General features: G+C 43.0%; 22 protein-coding genes and 1 pseudogene. 20 read left to right on the top strand and 3 right to left on the bottom strand.

Features of this window, described 5'->3' with window-relative positions:
• Positions 1–325: 325 nt before the first annotated feature.
• A complete protein-coding gene (locus BUB68_RS14165) occupies positions 326–553 on the bottom strand; it encodes a helix-turn-helix domain-containing protein (protein WP_256625994.1) in 228 nt (75 codons plus the stop codon).
• Positions 554–1,064: 511 nt separating this feature from the next.
• Here BUB68_RS14165 and BUB68_RS14160 point away from each other — a divergent pair.
• From BUB68_RS14160 to BUB68_RS14095, 13 genes and pseudogenes are all read left to right on the top strand, one after another.
• Complete coding sequence (locus BUB68_RS14160; protein WP_073092781.1) at positions 1,065–1,523, top strand: hypothetical protein; 459 nt, start codon at positions 1,065–1,067, stop codon at positions 1,521–1,523.
• 54 nt (positions 1,524–1,577) lie between these two features.
• Entirely contained in the window at positions 1,578–1,775 is a 198-nt protein-coding gene (locus tag BUB68_RS14155) for a hypothetical protein (RefSeq protein ID WP_073092779.1), read from the top strand.
• 292 nt (positions 1,776–2,067) lie between these two features.
• Positions 2,068–2,928 carry a PHP domain-containing protein gene (locus BUB68_RS14150; protein ID WP_178139549.1) on the top strand — a complete coding sequence of 287 codons (861 nt, stop codon included), beginning with the start codon at positions 2,068–2,070 and terminating at the stop codon, positions 2,926–2,928.
• A 60-nt stretch (positions 2,929–2,988) separates the two neighbouring features.
• Positions 2,989–3,720: a hypothetical protein gene (locus BUB68_RS14145; protein ID WP_073092774.1), complete on the top strand. Its 732-nt coding sequence runs from the start codon at positions 2,989–2,991 to the stop codon at positions 3,718–3,720.
• A 168-nt stretch (positions 3,721–3,888) separates the two neighbouring features.
• Entirely contained in the window at positions 3,889–4,749 is an 861-nt protein-coding gene (locus BUB68_RS14140; RefSeq protein ID WP_073092772.1) for a hypothetical protein, read from the top strand.
• Positions 4,750–4,837: 88 nt separating this feature from the next.
• A complete protein-coding gene (locus BUB68_RS14135) occupies positions 4,838–6,046 on the top strand; it encodes an RtcB family protein (protein ID WP_073092770.1) in 1,209 nt (402 codons plus the stop codon).
• Positions 6,047–6,506: 460 nt separating this feature from the next.
• Positions 6,507–7,079: a cob(I)yrinic acid a,c-diamide adenosyltransferase gene (locus BUB68_RS14125; protein WP_073092765.1), complete on the top strand. Its 573-nt coding sequence runs from the start codon at positions 6,507–6,509 to the stop codon at positions 7,077–7,079.
• 43 nt (positions 7,080–7,122) lie between these two features.
• Positions 7,123–7,602: an HD domain-containing protein gene (locus BUB68_RS14120; protein ID WP_073092762.1), complete on the top strand. Its 480-nt coding sequence runs from the start codon at positions 7,123–7,125 to the stop codon at positions 7,600–7,602.
• Positions 7,603–7,626: 24 nt separating this feature from the next.
• A complete protein-coding gene (locus BUB68_RS14115) occupies positions 7,627–8,040 on the top strand; it encodes a hypothetical protein (RefSeq protein WP_073092760.1) in 414 nt (137 codons plus the stop codon).
• 13 nt (positions 8,041–8,053) lie between these two features.
• Positions 8,054–8,365, top strand: a complete 312-nt coding sequence (locus tag BUB68_RS14110; protein ID WP_073092757.1) for a helix-turn-helix domain-containing protein — start codon at positions 8,054–8,056, stop codon at positions 8,363–8,365.
• Positions 8,366–8,398: 33 nt separating this feature from the next.
• Positions 8,399–8,689, top strand: coding sequence for a hypothetical protein (locus BUB68_RS14105; RefSeq protein ID WP_073092755.1), 291 nt, complete (start codon positions 8,399–8,401; stop codon positions 8,687–8,689).
• Positions 8,690–8,929: 240 nt separating this feature from the next.
• A pseudogene (locus BUB68_RS15910) lies at positions 8,930–9,070 on the top strand (IS256 family transposase); the annotation flags it as partial.
• Positions 9,071–9,117: 47 nt separating this feature from the next.
• On the top strand, positions 9,118–9,537 hold the full coding sequence (locus BUB68_RS14095) for an ATPase, T2SS/T4P/T4SS family (protein WP_256625991.1): 420 nt from the start codon (positions 9,118–9,120) through the stop codon (positions 9,535–9,537).
• 216 nt (positions 9,538–9,753) lie between these two features.
• Here BUB68_RS14095 and BUB68_RS14090 read toward each other — a convergent pair whose 3' ends face one another.
• Positions 9,754–10,995 (bottom strand): ComEC/Rec2 family competence protein, encoded by a 1,242-nt coding sequence (locus BUB68_RS14090; RefSeq protein WP_073092750.1) that lies wholly within the window; start codon positions 10,993–10,995, stop codon positions 9,754–9,756.
• Between the two features lie 364 nt (positions 10,996–11,359).
• Between BUB68_RS14090 and BUB68_RS14085 the strand changes: the two genes are divergently transcribed.
• The 7 genes from BUB68_RS14085 (at position 11,360) to BUB68_RS14055 (ending at position 15,220) form a co-directional block, all read left to right on the top strand.
• Positions 11,360–11,647 (top strand): TrbC/VirB2 family type IV secretion system protein, encoded by a 288-nt coding sequence (locus tag BUB68_RS14085; RefSeq protein WP_305887658.1) that lies wholly within the window; start codon positions 11,360–11,362, stop codon positions 11,645–11,647.
• A 17-nt stretch (positions 11,648–11,664) separates the two neighbouring features.
• On the top strand, positions 11,665–11,931 hold the full coding sequence (locus BUB68_RS14080) for a VirB3 family type IV secretion system protein (RefSeq protein WP_073092744.1): 267 nt from the start codon (positions 11,665–11,667) through the stop codon (positions 11,929–11,931).
• Between the two features lie 13 nt (positions 11,932–11,944).
• The gene (locus BUB68_RS14075) at positions 11,945–12,562 is read left to right on the top strand and encodes a hypothetical protein (protein WP_073092741.1); all 618 of its coding nucleotides are present in this window, start codon (positions 11,945–11,947) and stop codon (positions 12,560–12,562) included.
• Entirely contained in the window at positions 12,559–13,362 is an 804-nt protein-coding gene (locus BUB68_RS14070) for a lysozyme family protein (protein WP_143188184.1), read from the top strand. Before BUB68_RS14075 ends, BUB68_RS14070 begins: the two co-directional genes overlap by 4 nt.
• 178 nt (positions 13,363–13,540) lie before the next feature.
• Positions 13,541–14,182, top strand: a complete 642-nt coding sequence (locus BUB68_RS14065) for a hypothetical protein (protein WP_143188183.1) — start codon at positions 13,541–13,543, stop codon at positions 14,180–14,182.
• 119 nt (positions 14,183–14,301) lie between these two features.
• The gene (locus BUB68_RS14060; RefSeq protein ID WP_073092732.1) at positions 14,302–14,652 is read left to right on the top strand and encodes a heat-shock protein Hsp90; all 351 of its coding nucleotides are present in this window, start codon (positions 14,302–14,304) and stop codon (positions 14,650–14,652) included.
• Between the two features lie 46 nt (positions 14,653–14,698).
• On the top strand, positions 14,699–15,220 hold the full coding sequence (locus BUB68_RS14055) for a hypothetical protein (RefSeq protein WP_037355197.1): 522 nt from the start codon (positions 14,699–14,701) through the stop codon (positions 15,218–15,220).
• A 313-nt stretch (positions 15,221–15,533) separates the two neighbouring features.
• Here BUB68_RS14055 and BUB68_RS14050 read toward each other — a convergent pair.
• On the bottom strand, positions 15,534–15,825 hold a 292-nt coding region (locus tag BUB68_RS14050; protein ID WP_143188182.1), incomplete at its 5' end, for an integrase core domain-containing protein.

Raw genomic sequence — 15,825 nt, 5'->3', positions numbered from 1 at the left:
CCGAGAAAAGAGCCTCGTTTCTACGTATTCGAGGAGACATCGCCCTTACGGCTTGTAAAAATGTCCAAGGTTGACGTAGACACCTCGTTCAGCGGCAAAGCCGCCTACATGAAAATAGCAAAAACAAGTAACCTCAAATAGCATAAGCCTATGAGGTAGAGGGCGTAGTGCTGCGTCCAGTTGTGGTAGTTGCTGCGTAGACCGCTTGCTTGGTTCGGACTAATCCGATACTCGGCTTGTCGAGAGCAGTTAATGAGCAACAAAATTTATAAAGATATTTAACATATATTGCTAAGTTTGTTTATAAATACAGCATGGAGCCAATTTAATTTCTGTTGATTTGTTGCTGACGCCGGTAATCTGCCGGCGTCATTTTATATTGCTGGGCAAAGAGTTTGTAGAAATAGGTGGGGTTACTGTAGCCGCAACGGTTGATGATCTCCTGGACGGGAAGATGGCTGTGGGCAAGGTATGTGCGGGCTTTTTCCAGCTTCAGCCGCTGCAGGAGCTGGGTAAAATTCTGACTGGTATTTTGTACCAAGAGCCTGGTCATCTGTCGGTCACTGTAAGAGAAGTGTTGGGCCAACTGGTGCAGGGTAAGCTGGCTGCTGTTGTTTTGCAGGTAATGCAATATGGGGACGATGGCGGAGTGGTGTTCTGCCGGTTGGGCTTTTCGACCATTTCAACGATTTCTTTGGCGATATGCATGTGCGGGGCGAGTATCCTGGCTATATGAAGCGGTATTATAGTCCGTGGTGTGAGATTGATGGCTTTAATTTATTTAAAGCTGGCAAAAAGTCCTGGAGGCATATAGAGCTTCACTGAAAGATTTTTCTGAAGGATTGCTCCCCTTGGGAAGAACTAATAATGGAGTCGATACTGTGTGGATATAGACTTGGTAAAAGAAACTGTAGAATACTATTATCGGGAGAAGGGATTGCATAATGAAAAATATTGGAAATTAGAGTAGTATTTTATAATGCCGGAATGCACATCGAAATATTTAAGAGTGGCTTATTCTGTGATAGATGTACCCGTTATTTATGGATGGAGGTAAACCAGTTATGCATGATTATGATTGGTATTATAACTTGAAAAAAGGTGAGGAGCCGGATGAACTGTCAGAAGTAAATGATGTAAGTAAAATGTATGAAAAACTGGCCGAAAAAATTGCTACAGGATTGTATATACGATTGTTTGATGAGATATATGCATTTTCACGTGAAGAGGAAAGCGTTTTCTATGGAAATTATCCGACGATTTGGGAGCAGTTAAAATATGATGTAGAACATGGCGATTTTTTGAATAAAGACCAGTTGGTGGCTAAATGCAGTGAACTGTTGGATAGATATACATTTATAGAGATATGGTTGACATGGATTTATGCATGTAGTCATTCAATGAATCATTCGGTTTATGATGAGCTGCCAGATTTTATGGGGTGTATAGATGATATAACGGATGTATTACTGGCAGACTTGTATAGATCTGCTGAGGATGAAGTGCGAAAAGGTGAAGAATGAATCTGAAATTAGAACTGGCATCAGGCCACGCTGGCGGGCATAGAAGATGTCGGAATGGATCTTTTGCTCATCCTCGGAGAGATTGTCAGGAGCGGTATGAAGAATGCGGTTTATGTTATCAACGCATTCCTGGCGGACAGCTGTGTAATACTGGATATTGTTATGGTAGCTGCGCAGGCAGGCCAGGGAAAGCAACAGGGCAACTATGCTGTTGAAGGGGGCATTATCCAGTTTACATTAAATTCGATATAGACAAAAAGTGTTGTGGCTATGACAAAGAGGAAGGACAGTCCGATGGTGCTGTCAAATAAAACCTTCCGGGCAAGGTAGAATATGGGCGTATTGTTAATGAAAATCAAAATAGAACCTCCTGAGAGCGATAACTATGATAACATAGTCATAAGTATGAGTAACACTATGTCATATAAATGTCAAAAAGTCAAAATGTGTAATCTATAACATTGCCTTTGTAGTTATAGAAAAAAATCCTTGGTAGCGGTATAATTGTCATTAACGAAGAACGGAAGTGCGAAGGAGGATGACTGTGATTGATTTGCATGTGCATACAAATGCCTCTGATGGGACGGACAGCGCGGAAAAACTTTTGAAAAAGCTGAGATCTGCCGGTATCAAGATTTTTGCGGTTACTGACCATGATACAATCGATGGTATCTGTAGTATGGAATATTGGGTTCCGGATGACATGGCTTTTATACGGGGCATTGAAGTGAGTTGCATTACTGAGGTCAGGAATTGCCATATTCTGGGATATGGTTTCAATAAGGATGTGCGGCAATTTGGAAACATGGTACATAAGGCCATGAAAAAAAGGCAGGAAGTAGTAGAGCGCCACTTGGAGTATATTGCAAAGGAGCATCAAATTGAGATAGATGAAGATGCACGCATAGATTTACTGGATCGTGCCAACGGTGATTGGAAGGATTGCTTAGGGAAAATACTGGTTTCCATGGGGAAGGCAGCTGATGAAAAGCAGGCCGTCGATATGTATATCAAGTCCTGCAATACGAATGGCATCCGTATAGATGCAAGAGAAGCAATACAGGCGATATTGTCAGCCGGAGGTATTCCGGCATGGGCGCATCCCTATGGTGGCTATACCAAGCGGGATATGAATGATGCAGATTTTGATAAGCAGCTGCATATACTGCTGGAGGCAGGCCTGCAGGGAATAGAATGCTATTATTCGGACTTTGATGAAGCGCAGATTGAATCGCTTCTGGCCGTTGCGAAGAAACATAACCTCTACATTAGCGGTGGCAGTGATTATCACGGTGAGAATAAGAATATCGCCTTGGGGACGCTTAATCGGAGTGGGAAAGAGGTTAAGGAAGAAGACCTTACTATCCTTGCGGAGCTAAACAGACGCCAAAAAATAAGATTGTAATGATAAAGAAGAAAATGTTTGAAATATGTTGTGATGGTTTGTAATGTTAGGAGGCTTAGGATGTCCAAAAAGCTGGATAGGCGCAATTATATGAGAAATACGCTGTTGGCGCTGTCTGCAAAGGATAAGCCGTTTATTATACGTGGTTACTATGTGGCAAATCAAAATCTTGATTATGTCACGTATACAGACATTCGCCCTTATGTTCCGCAGGGGGCATCTACCAACCAGATTTGCAATCATATCAATATCACGGCTGATCTTGTGGAACGTTACATTGATATACGACCAGAGTTGCATTATGTAAAAGATTTTTTGATTTGCAGAGCGCAAATATATCATGGACGGGGAAATGTGTGCCGTGGGGGCGTGATATTGACTGAAGAACTGGGGATTCCACCTGTCATCCGGACAGATTATCCTAAGGCGAGAGAAATTTTGGCTCAAATCCCCAAGGAAAGGTATATAGACTTTTTTACGTTTGCGGAAGGGCGGTATGCCTATTATGGTGAAAATCTTTGGAGCAGTGGTCATAAAGCTAGGCCGGAAAAGGTTCATACAGTGCATCGCAAACCTCAGTATGAAGAGCCTAAGGATATAACTGCTGAAATATTCATGGAGATGTTTAACCAAGCAAATCCGCTATGGATACCACCACCCAGAACTAATCTGCAATTTGATACAAGGGATTTTATCAATCGGTATATACCGCAGAGAGAGTTGCAGGAAATCTTATTTGAACGGCCTAAACTTCGTAAGCAAGTAATAAATGCGTTCAAACGGAGAATATGATATCGGATTGGGGGATGGAGATGAATAGTAAGCCAGATAAAATTACAGGCATGCCTTATAGAAAAGCTGTATTTCTACGATATACTATGTGGAGCAAGTGATACCTCAGCTAACTGAGAGGAAAGAGAAGAAGAGTTTATCAATCTTAAAAGCAAAGGGGGGGAGAAGATGGGGAAAACGGTTAATAGTGTTATGCTAGGACAGGCTTCTGATATAGAATGTGCGAAGATTGGAAACTCGCGGTTTACGCAGGGGCCTGATAGCGTGAATGCATCCGGTTTTGCAGAGGCACTGAAGAATGCCCAGCAGGTGCGGAAATTTACTATTTCTGAAGATGAGTTCTACAAAATTCGATACAATTGTTTTTGTACAGATGGAGTTGACGTACATTTTCCACCGGACAATGCCACTGATGCGCAAAAATTGCTCTGGTGTGATCTTGTAGGACCGATGGACTGTGAGAAAAGAGCACCTATGCTGACAAGAATTGGAGATGCCTTAGCTTTTGGTGACTATTGGGGATTGACCGTAGGTCAGGGCTGGAGAGAGGATGAAGGAGCCTTTGAAAACAGTCGCATGGAGAGTTTGGGCTTTGCTGGTACGATAGAGCTTACATTGCGGGCAGCAAAACATGCCTACGAAGGTAGCCTTGTATGCGGCAATGAGCAGAGTTTTACGGATATCATTAAAGATGAATGTGATATGTGGCAGAGGATACTCGACAAGTACATGGTCAGTGCCACGCCGGAAGAACAGGCCCAAGTACAGGAAGCGGGCAGGATTTACGAAGCCACGCAGAACCAAAGGGCGGCACTGGAGGCAACAGGATCTGCAATGGGGCTTGTCAAGGGCGACGATTATGATGATGCACGGCTGACGGCCCTCTTAAATTCTCTCACGCAAATTTCCAGGCGTATTTTACCAGATGGGTCAATGCTGGTAACTACGACAAGGAATGGAATCGTATCTAATCAGTACAGGATAAAGCCAAGTGCTGAGGATGAACTGCTGAATATGCTGATGACGTGAACATCATGCTCTTATAGTGCATTCTTGGATAGAAAAACAATAGATTTTTTAAGACTCGTGATAGATTGGTAAACTTGAGGTATGATCTATGATAACAATTAAAGGAACGTGCAATGAAGCTTTAGTATATACGGACAATTTGGATACAGCTACTACTGGCCAGCTGGAGGCTGTCTGCAATGCATCCTATCTCACGGAATGTAAGATTCGTGTGATGCCCGATGTTCATGCAGGCAAAGGCTGCACCATTGGTACGACGATGACCATCCATGACAAGGTGGTACCTAACATGGTCGGTGTAGACATTGGCTGCGGTATGGAAACGGTAAAATTAAAAGATAAGCGTATAGACTTCACCAAGCTGGATAGCGTAATTCGTAAATATATTCCCTGCGGTAGCGCAATACGCGAGGCAGGAAGGGAACATTCCTTTGCTTCACAGATTGATTTGACCCAGCTGCGTTTTGGCAAACAAGGATATGACCGTGCTTACAGAAGCATTGGCACTCTGGGGGGAGGAAATCACTTTATCGAGGTAGACAAGGATGAGGAAGGCAACTTATATCTAGTCATTCATTCTGGCAGCCGACATTTAGGGGTAGAGGTGGCAGAATATTATCAACAAGCTGGTTATGAACATTTAGCCGGTGCTGATAAGGCCAGCTTGCAACAGCTGATTGATGAGCTTAAGGCAGAAAATCGTGAACAGGAAATTGCGTCAGCCATAAAAGAGCGTAAAGCTACCATAAGAGATCAGGTTATCCCACAGGCCATGGCATATGTGTCCGGCAAGCTTTTTGATGATTATATTCACGACATGAAAATCACTCAGGAATTTGCTATGCTGAACCGCAAGGCTATGGCACAGACCATTATAAAGCAAATGAAGCTAAAGACTGTAGATGAGTTTACTACCGTACATAACTACATAGATACTGAGGCTATGATCTTACGTAAGGGAGCGGTAGCTGCACGTAAAGGACAGCAAATACTGATTCCAATCAATATGCGTGATGGTTCCCTGATTTGCATGGGCAAAGGAAACGACGATTGGAATCAATCTGCTCCCCATGGAGCCGGACGTCTGATGAGTCGTAAAGAAGCTCGAAATTTCATTCCTATGAAGGCTTATAAAGAATCCATGCAGGGAATCTTTACCACGTGTGTCAGCAAAAATACTGTAGATGAGGCCCCGATGGCCTATAAATCCATGGACGATATTCTGAAACACATAGAGCCCACAGCAGAAGTGGTCAAAATAATCAAGCCAGTTTTTAATTTTAAAGCCGAAGAATAAAGTAGGTTAAGAGTAACCGCTAATAATACAGTGTATTTAAATAAGGCCTTCCCAGTGAGATCATTAACTAAAATAAGGCAGATGAAAAAGCCATTTTAGTCAAAATCTCACAAGGGAGGTCTTTCTTTGTCAAAGATACAACAAATCAAGCATCGGCAATTCCTGGCATATTGGAAGCAAGTTATTCTTGCCCCACAGCAGAGCTGTCTGAATGCTACGGAGTATTGCCGGCAGCAGGACATGAATTTCGACTTCCTGATTCTCATCCATATAGATTGTTGTACCAAGGGGAATAGCTTTATTTTGTTTTCAGAATCTGTTAGACTTAATGCAAATGGATGTTAATTATTAACATCGGTTGTGACAACGGAACCTCAAGAAAATAGCCGGTGTCATCGGAAAAAGGGATGTACAGGCATAAGAAAATCAATGTCGCAGAGCTAATCAGGGGGGAAGCGTGATGCTTCAGGTATATACAGGAAATGGCAAGGGAAAGACCACAGCAGCTATAGGGCTTGCCATCAGGGCATTAGGGGCAGGCAGGAAAGTCTACATCATGCAGTTCATGAAGAGCCTGGCCTACAGCGAGCAGAAGATACTTCAGGGCTTTGCGCCTGAGCTTACATTAAAAACCAGTGGCAAACCGTTTTTCGTTGCGGAAGAAGGAACCTTAAGCAACGAGTTACGGGATAAGCTGGGAGATAACGTAGTGGTATTTCCGAAGGGAAAGCCTCCGCAAGATTATGTTGAACTTATAAAAGTCGGTTTTGATGAAGTGAAAAGAGCAGTATCTTCGGGAAATTACGGGCTGGTAATTCTGGATGAGCTCAATATGGCACTGCACTTTGGGTTGATAGGCAGAAGTGCTGTTGAGGAACTGTTGGAAAAGGTGTCGAAGCGTACGGAATTGGTGCTCACCGGAAGATGTGCTCCTGATTGGCTGATTGAGCGGGCTGACCTGGTTACGGAAATGAAGGAAGTTAAGCACTACTATGCTAAGGGCATCGAGGCGCGTAAGGGGATTGAATGTTGATAAATCGTAACAGCGTGCAGGTTAATATAGTGTGGAGGGCATCATGAGCAGAATAAAAGAACTTAGAAAAATAGTTGGCGACAAACTGCGCGAAAGCATAACGGACGCAGAAAAACTGGAAAGCGCCTATGCGCATCTTTATGGCGTTTCTCTCGCGGCCACAGTGATAGCGCAAAAACGCGGTGAGAATTCGGAACTTGCCAGCATGGCAGCCATGTTGCATGACATCGCAGCCTATGTCAATGGCACCTATGATGACCATGCGCATCGAGGGGCTGATTTGGCGAGAGAACTCCTGCTGAGGAATGCCTTGGCCAAGCCAAGGGAGATTGACATCATATGCTCAGCGATATACCATCATGATGACAAATTAGTGAAGGATGAGCCAATGGATGAGGTGTTGAAGGATGCAGATGTCATGCACCATACCTTCAACGATTTAGCAAAGCCGGTCAAAGACAAGGAATTAGCACGCTATCAGGCATTAAGACAGGAATTTGGACTGCCGGTACAGGAAGATTGATGAGATGACTATGGAGGGATGGACTTGGCTGGAATAAAGAAACAGACGAAGCGTGTGGTACGGGCATTGAATGATTGGAATAAGCCCAGATTTGTTGAGCTGGATGAATTTTGCAAGGCATCACTGAAAGTCAACAAGATTAAGGTCAATGAGTTTGCAAATGTGCTGACGGAAGATATATTTCGTCCACTAGCGAATGTACTGGGGGAAAACTCGGAGCGACCACTTGTAGCACTGGCAACCAGCAAAGAAAAAATAGGTAAGGTGATATACCTGGCTGAAAGTGCTAAGCGGGATATAGAGGCCATTGATAAAGCGATTAGCAACGAAGAATTGTTCCGTGCACAGAATCGTCTTAGGGAGTTATGTGCTGCTGTGGTTGAAGAGAGCATGAGTATTATGAATTATGAAGGTACGCCCTTTGAAATAAAAGGATAAGCAGGAGAATATAATGGTCAATAAAATACTAACAAACTTTTTTGTGCGCAGGCTTCCGGAAATCAGAAGAAGCAAAGACATCACGAGAAAAGAAATCGCCAAGGGGGTTGGTATTACCTTAGGTAAGTATGACAAGTGGGAAGCCGGGAAAGTACTGCCTAAGTCAGAGGATATTGCCCGGCTCGCCAGCTTCTACGAAATGAGTGTGGACGAATTCCTCGGGCTTACGGAGGAGGAAAGTGAAGCAATCAAGCAGAAACTTATAGAAGATGCGAATAAGCTCCCGCCTGATGCTAAGAAAAGAGTGCTGGACTCCATCGTGTAGAGGCGGAGTTAAATTGGATACGAGGAGAATTACATGGTAAAAATCACAGGTTACTATCAGCTGCCGGGGGCGATGCCGCAGTCGGTAGATTTTGAGGACTTATTCGATAAATCATTCATGCGCAAGTATACGAACTACCGTAATTTTGAGAAATTCCTGCAGGGTGGAAAATTCCACATAACATCCCAGCAAGATTTTGAGGAACTTCCAGAAGAGCAGATGGATAAGCATGTTGCCAAGACTACACGGTTTAGCAGCTGGGGAGAAATGATTGATTTTGCAACAGATGTTTATGCGCAGAAACAGAATAAGAAGATGTCATAAGGAAACGCCGGGAGCAATGTGCTTGTCCCGGCGTTTCCTTATGGTATTTGGTCTTATTAAGAAAAGAGGATTAGGCCGCCTTTGGGAGATTTGCCTGTATCCCACAAGGTAGCAAGGTTGAACCAGCGCCATGTCCCGTAAAGTTAGAGAGTATGAAAAAAATCTCTGTAAATGAATTTTCCTCGAAAACATAAGGTCTTCTATGATAAACTATAATCAAATCATAGGAGGCCTTTTATCATGGCAAGACAGAAAAAAGAGATTCACAAAGTAGAAATGACCGATGGCAAGCGTGCCATCATCCAGCAGTTGTTCCAAGAGTACAACATCGAGAGCGCTACTGATATCCAAGACGCCCTGAAAGACTTGCTGGGCGGCACTTCCTTAATGCAATACTGGCAGAGATATCCAAGAGCGATGACCGGATTGTGCTGTTGGAAGATACGCGGGAGCTTAAATGTGCGGCTAGAAACTATCTGTCGCTGAAGGTCACGGAAAATTGCAGCATGAACGATTTGCTCCATGATACTCTGCGGGCCACCCCGGATAGGATTGTAGTTGGGGAGGTCAGGGGCGATGAGGCACTGGCGCTCCTTGATGCATGGAACACCGGCCATGATGGTGGCTGCTCAACGGTACACAGTAGTTCTGCCATGCTGACGCTCAGGCGACTGGAACAACTGGTATCAAGAGTGTCGGTAACTCCTCAACAGGAAACCATTGCCGGGGCTGTGGATGTGATTGTTTATTTGCGGCGCAAAGGCACTGGACGAATCGTTGAAGAAATTCTGAGCATTGATGGCTATGATGGGGAGAAAGGACGCTACATTACCCACGAACTAAAATGATATTTCAAGAAATACTACTTTGGTAGTAATGAGAGATATAAATGCTACCTTTGGAGGATTGTTTTCCCCAGTCCATAGTCGTAGAATAGCCTATGTCACTTGGGGAAGTGATAACACATACATACACATTCAAGAGTGGGGAAGCTCGCAGGTAAAGGAAATACGTATATGAAAAACGCAGGTCATAAACAACCTGCGTTTTTCGATTATAGCGAATTAAAAAAATAACGCAACATAGTCATTTCTGCATGAATTATTACTGCAAGTACATCTATTATTGAGATTGTCGCAATGATTCTTTCCAGCAGTGCACCATGATGTTTTATTGCTTAGTCTGTGTGTAGAATAATGCTGGCTTATCGGATTATATCTTGTTTTATATCCACTAGATATGAGAAGATTTGATGAAAAGGGAAGGTGTTGGGATGAATAGTGCTGAGTAGCGGGCCTATCGTTACTATGTGTGCCATGATGTGGTGCTTTTAGAATCTTATAAAGCTGAATGTTAAATCGATAAATTAATACTCTATCAATAATGTTGGTTGTAATATCTCCAGTCATAAGGAGCTTTCCGTCTCTATCTTGGAAAACAATGCTAGTTGAATTTGCACTGTCAATTAGAGATTTTCCCAGTGCTGAATATTGACGAAATTTCCAAATATCATCCATCTTAATACTTTGTCTAATTTTTAAGAGTTCATCTAGCGGATTTTTCATACGATTAATTAATTCAATGCGGTTGGCTTTTGAAAAATCATTATGGTTGTAAGATGTATACCATTTATTAAATAATTCTATAAGTTCCTTCTTGATTTTAAAAATACTATCGGTTGTGTTTTCTAAGGAGGATGAATGCTGAATAGTTCGCAATGCATCGCCTGTGATTTCTATAATATCGTAGGATGATTCGTTGTTTATGGCTGAAAGATACGTATAAGTAGGGTCTGGCCAAAGAACATCGAACCTTTTGTTGTAAACAGAAAAACTCCTTCCATAGCATAGGTGTTGTACATTGTTATCTATAGAAAGTGGCGCGAGATTTATAATATGATTTAAGGCATCATTGGCTAATTTATAATAATTAGAACTATTTGCGTAAATTAAAAAACTGCAAATTAGTTGATCTAAAAGAAAGTGTTCATTAGTTGCGGAATCTTTTACAAGTAAATAGGGGACATATAAGCAGGAAAAAACACTTTTCATGTTAAATGCTTTGCTCATATGGTTGAATCCGCGGTAATGATCTTGATGAAAGTGTGTTATTAGTGCAGAGTAATCATCGGTTGGATTCATATTGATTTCCTGAATAATGCAATGCTCAACAAAATCCTTAAAAGTTTTAGGATGTTGTCGGTTGCCTTTATATCTAACCGACCCACAGTCTACTATTAAATGATGGTTATTATTAGTAATGTTAAAACAATCTCCAAAACCTACATTGTGCATTTCTATGAACATTTATAGACATCTCCTAACAAGATTAGTGCTACGAATTATTAGTATATTATAATATAAAGAGTTGGAATATTCAAGTGATGTTAAGTACGCATTGAGTGACGTTTACACAGCGATTTTTGCTTTGTTGTTAGTATGTTTTCTTTGTATGTAACAGGAAATTATGGATGAGAGTAGATGTTCTGTTATTCTATCCTGAAAATAGTGTCAATGAAAAAAGGAGTCATGAATTTGCAAGTTGCAAGTTTGTGGCATTTTTTTTGCATGTAAAACCTAAAATGAGACGAGAAGAAGCAAGATGAAAACAAAGGTTTTAGGGAAAAAGATGCTCAATAATGGCTAGAAGTTGGTTAATAAAAATAAAGGGATGCTGATTTGTATGGGGCTGATGATGATTTCCAGCCAGTGCATGGCATCTACCACCATGCCGTGGGATAGCGGAATTGAGAGCCTGAAAGCCAACCTTACGGGGCCACTCCCAAGGGCTGGTGCTGTTATATCCATCGCGACAGGAGGCGCTCTTTATGCTTTAGGACAAAGTGATGTCTCTCGTTTAGCCATGAAAGGAGCTTTCGGTACGGCGATTGCCTGTGGCGCAGCGACTCTGGCTGGCCTTTTCGGGGCAGACAATGTTTCAGGCTGTTTATTTTTCTGATGTGAGGAGCGAGTTCATTGTCGAATGAGAAAAAGCGGATGGAGTTCAGGCTGCCTTTATTTAGCGCCCTTACGGAACCGGTACTTCTTATGGGCGCGCCGCCATTCATGATTGTATTCAACATCTGTGTTGCCGGGGTTTTTGTATTGTCGTTTCATTTTTTCTGGGTGATTCCATTAAATATTGCCATCCATGCTGCAACGATTTATGTAACCAAGCAAGATGCAGATGCATTTGAATGCTTGAGAAGTTATATGCAGCAAGGCCGGACATATAACGTTTGATGGAGGTTTAGCTATGCTGGAGGATTATCGGCAGGATTACAGCAATATTTATTCCTGGTTATCCTGGGGCGGCTTGATATTGCCGCAAGTAGTGAGAAATAAAGATGGCTCATTGATGGGATTTATCCGTTATGGAAATTCGAGTGAGAAGACCGTGGAAAGACTGCACTTAAATTTTCCTAAAGGGTGGAGTATATGGCTGGATCAGCACCATTTCCTTGGTGATGATTCAAATACCATTTGCCTCTCCTGGAATCCAATCCATAAAAACAGGAATAGCCCTGCAGATAATCTCTATGAAGGTGTTGGTAGCGGCGAAGAGGATGAGGCGGAGTATTTTCGTAAGGTGCTGCAGAGCCTTGGAACGCAGACAGCTTCCTGTAGGGCTTGCAGTCATGTGCTGGAGCTGGAAGAAGTGCTATCATACCTGAAAAGTACCTTGCATATGCAGGCCTGTGAACTTGCCATACCTAAAATTCCTCTTTATCTGGATGCTGTGTTATCAAGGGATATGGCATTTAAGGTCTATTCTCCGGATTGCCCAGACAAAAACCGTCTAACCATCCGGGACAGAGAAATTGTGGTTGCATGCATTAAGGAAAACCTATCTCAGAAGACTTGCCCACGGTGATTATCTGCTTGCTGGCCATCATCTGCGTGTTGGCATGCTTCTTCTATATTGGCATCATGATAGCTATGGCCTATATTGAGTTTTACTGCACCGCATTATTTAGTCTGCTGGGCTTTAGCTTCACGCCGTTTCAGGGAACAAGAAGTTTTGGTGCTACGGCCATAACAGGACTTGTGATGAGTACGATAAAACTCATGGTGATGACGGTTACCGCATTGGTGCTGGTGGTCGCATTAAAAGATTCCGTTCCCAAAGATTATTTTGATTCTACCATGCAATCTGTAGCTTCAGCTGGCAATTTCCAGTCGGTGGAAGAGTTTGCTGCGGCTATTCGGCAGGTTGAAACTGGAGGTTGTGAAGATCCCTACCATACGCCATCGGCAGATGGATATGGCTATGGAGCTTATCAGATAAGCTACAGCAACTGGGAAAGCTGGTGCGCTGAAGCTGGGATTAGCCCTGCGCCAGATATGCCATGGCCGCCGGAGGTACAGGATGTGGTGGCCAAGCATAAGATGCAGGTGCTTTATGAGCAATATGGCAACTGGCATGATGTGGCCATCGTCTGGAACGCTGGTTCTGTAGTATCGTGGGATGAGGATTACTGGCAAAAAGTCATCAATAGTGGCGGTACGAGAATAGAAAAGACAATTAAGCTTACAGTTCTCCTAAAAATGATGCTGGTGGCACTTGCCGCTATGATATTTGGTCACGAGGACTGTAAGGTGATTATGGAGCTGTTTGCGGGCTATGGGTTCCGTTTCAAACGGCAGGGAATGATAAGGGGGTTCCGGTTATGAAGATAGTTCACGTTGTGGCAGCAGGTGTTATGGTTATGTTCCTGGGCTTTGGTTCAGTATCTGAAGCATATTCTGTTCCTGGCGTAGACAGGCCCTATGACCCGGCAAATTATTACAGCAAAGACAGCATATCTTACGCATATAGTCATAGACGTCTCCTTTTGCGCTGCGCGAGCTTATGCAAGGAAACGTCTATGACTATATGCGGCATATCAAGAGCATCCTCTTTGGCGATAAGTTTGAGAGATGGCTGGCAAACCTGATGGACAGCAATATGCGCTGGCTAAGGGATATGCTGGGGCTGGGAAATAGGGGGAGTTCTGTTTTAGCTGAAATTGAAAATGGCAATAAAGACTTTGGCATCCCGGACTGGCTACAGGGAGATAATTATTTTGTGAATTACAACAGCAAATGGCTGAGAACCGGCTATGACAGCAATGATAAGTATGGCTGGATGGCCAAGATATTTGCTGAAGGGATTGAAAATGCCCGGAAAAACCAAGGGGATTTGGATGAGCGGATGGGAACACTGAATGACATCCTCGAAAATTCGCGGGTGGCAGAGGGCAATATGGAAGCTATGCAGTCCGAAACACAAATGCAAGGCCTTATGGATAGCGAAATCACAAGGCGCAGCAGGCTGCTTGCTAACCATGCTCAGGTACAGGCCGCAGGCGACCAGCTGCGGCTGGATAAAGAGCGGCGGGCAATGCTCGTGGAAGACCGGGTGATGACATTCAAAATCATGGACAGGAACAATATGACGGAGCAGGATAGTGCGGTAGGCGTAAAAGAAGGCAGTGGCTTTAAGAATTTTTAAGGGGAGCTGAAATGCTGCCGGGGATATTCTTGAAAATATTTTTCCCATATGCAGGATTCAGGCATAGAAGGTAGAAACTTCAATCGAAGAGATAGTATGCGTGATTGGAGGAAAAACGTATGGATAAAGCCACGATTAAGGAAAAAGTCGAAGCGATGATTTCAGCTCCCAGCTGCTGTGCTGAGCTGAAGACGGCAGGCGAACGGTATCTAAAAGCCCTCGGTAGGCCCGAGGAGAAAGATGAGGCCAAGAAGCTATTAGACGAGATAAAAATGGATGTATGCACCATTGACCAAGTAATTGAGCTTTTTACATCGGCCAAGGGAGAAGAGCTGTTTGGCAAAGAACAAGCTGCAGCGATTGCCTCCCATGCTAAAGAAGTAAAAGCAAAAGGCGGAGTGTATTGTGATTGTCCGGCTTGTGCTCCAGGAGTAGAACTAATGGACGCAGCCGCAGATATACTAAAGTAAATTACCCAGCAAACATGTCAGGAAATTGAGGATGGGAGGAATTACGTTGAAACGAATAGTATTAACTGTTTTTAGTTTGCTGTTATTGTCCTTGGCATCTGTAGCGAATGCAAACTATCCGACTTACCTTAATGGCGATAGAAATCTAATATTATGTGATGGTCACATGGGCGTAGCATGGTATGTTGACCGCACAACGCTAAATGTAGAAAAATATGCGCCACCGCAGTATATTATCAGCGTAAATATCGTAACAGCAACGAGTGCCTATGGTAACGAACAGGATTTTTACAGTGGGGGTAAAGGCAAAATAACAGAGGTACGCAGAGCAAGGTTCTTTTATAATTGGGATTTAAGGGAAATGTATGTTGATTCTACCGGCAAAGATGGTTGGCGATTCTTGCCACCGCTGGGAAGCTGGGCTGAAACCGGTGTATCTATGCCAGCTGGTGAAACCGCATTTTATCTTGCCTATAAGATGAAATTCTACGGGAGTAAAAAATTCTATGATTCTTTCCTAAAGAAATCGATTTGTCCATATGGTGATGAGTTCTATGCAAGAATCTAAATAAGCGTAATATAGGGGACTGCGTATAAGGCAGTCCTTTTTGCTGTTATATCTAAAAAAGTTCCTTGAGAAAATGTAATATCTCACGAAAACTCATTATAAAAAATGTAATAGTACATTAAAAGTCGCTTGAAAAAATGTATTTTAATGCTAATATATAGACAGGAAGTGGTATCAGTGCTGAAACGAAAAATTACAGATAAGCTGCTGCAATGGAAGCAGCTGGAAGATAGATTGCCCCTGATTATCTATAATGGGCCCCTTGTCAAGACCACATTCTAAAATTTTAAGAGTGTCAGTGAACAGAGTTATCCTACGCAGCGAAGCAACCAAAATAGAATTCGTTAGGAACCTTGTAGCCTAATGCTTCGTGGGGCCGTATGTTGTTGTAATCATCTACATATTGGTTAATCAGACGGCGAAGCTCTCTTGGCGTTCGGTATTCGTTCGGATAGAGCTGCTCCGTTTTGAGACTGCGGAACCAGCGTTCAATCATGATGTTGTCAGCCCAGCGGCTCCGGCCATCCATGCTTTGACGGATGTTGAGTTTACGAAGCAGTTCTTTGTAGTCATCACTGGTAAACTGGCTGCCCTGATCTGAATTA

It is taken from the genome of Pseudoselenomonas ruminantium, assembly GCF_900142515.1.
GTDB lineage: Bacteria > Bacillota > Negativicutes > Selenomonadales > Selenomonadaceae > Selenomonas_A > Selenomonas_A ruminantium_D.
Note: the sequence above shows the minus strand (reverse complement) of the source record. Positions and strands in the feature narration are given on the sequence as shown.

Coding starts and splice junctions, on each gene's coding strand:
- BUB68_RS14165 (WP_256625994.1), bottom strand. CDS start 553: ATGACCAGGCTCTTGGTACAAAATACCAGTCAGAATTTTACCCAGCTC.
- BUB68_RS14160 (WP_073092781.1), top strand. CDS start 1,065: ATGCATGATTATGATTGGTATTATAACTTGAAAAAAGGTGAGGAGCCG.
- BUB68_RS14155 (WP_073092779.1), top strand. CDS start 1,578: ATGGATCTTTTGCTCATCCTCGGAGAGATTGTCAGGAGCGGTATGAAG.
- BUB68_RS14145 (WP_073092774.1), top strand. CDS start 2,989: ATGTCCAAAAAGCTGGATAGGCGCAATTATATGAGAAATACGCTGTTG.
- BUB68_RS14140 (WP_073092772.1), top strand. CDS start 3,889: ATGGGGAAAACGGTTAATAGTGTTATGCTAGGACAGGCTTCTGATATA.
- BUB68_RS14135 (WP_073092770.1), top strand. CDS start 4,838: ATGATAACAATTAAAGGAACGTGCAATGAAGCTTTAGTATATACGGAC.
- BUB68_RS14125 (WP_073092765.1), top strand. CDS start 6,507: ATGCTTCAGGTATATACAGGAAATGGCAAGGGAAAGACCACAGCAGCT.
- BUB68_RS14120 (WP_073092762.1), top strand. CDS start 7,123: ATGAGCAGAATAAAAGAACTTAGAAAAATAGTTGGCGACAAACTGCGC.
- BUB68_RS14110 (WP_073092757.1), top strand. CDS start 8,054: ATGGTCAATAAAATACTAACAAACTTTTTTGTGCGCAGGCTTCCGGAA.
- BUB68_RS14105 (WP_073092755.1), top strand. CDS start 8,399: ATGGTAAAAATCACAGGTTACTATCAGCTGCCGGGGGCGATGCCGCAG.
- BUB68_RS14090 (WP_073092750.1), bottom strand. CDS start 10,995: ATGTTCATAGAAATGCACAATGTAGGTTTTGGAGATTGTTTTAACATT.
- BUB68_RS14085 (WP_305887658.1), top strand. CDS start 11,360: ATGCTGATTTGTATGGGGCTGATGATGATTTCCAGCCAGTGCATGGCA.
- BUB68_RS14075 (WP_073092741.1), top strand. CDS start 11,945: ATGCTGGAGGATTATCGGCAGGATTACAGCAATATTTATTCCTGGTTA.
- BUB68_RS14065 (WP_143188183.1), top strand. CDS start 13,541: ATGCAAGGAAACGTCTATGACTATATGCGGCATATCAAGAGCATCCTC.
- BUB68_RS14060 (WP_073092732.1), top strand. CDS start 14,302: ATGGATAAAGCCACGATTAAGGAAAAAGTCGAAGCGATGATTTCAGCT.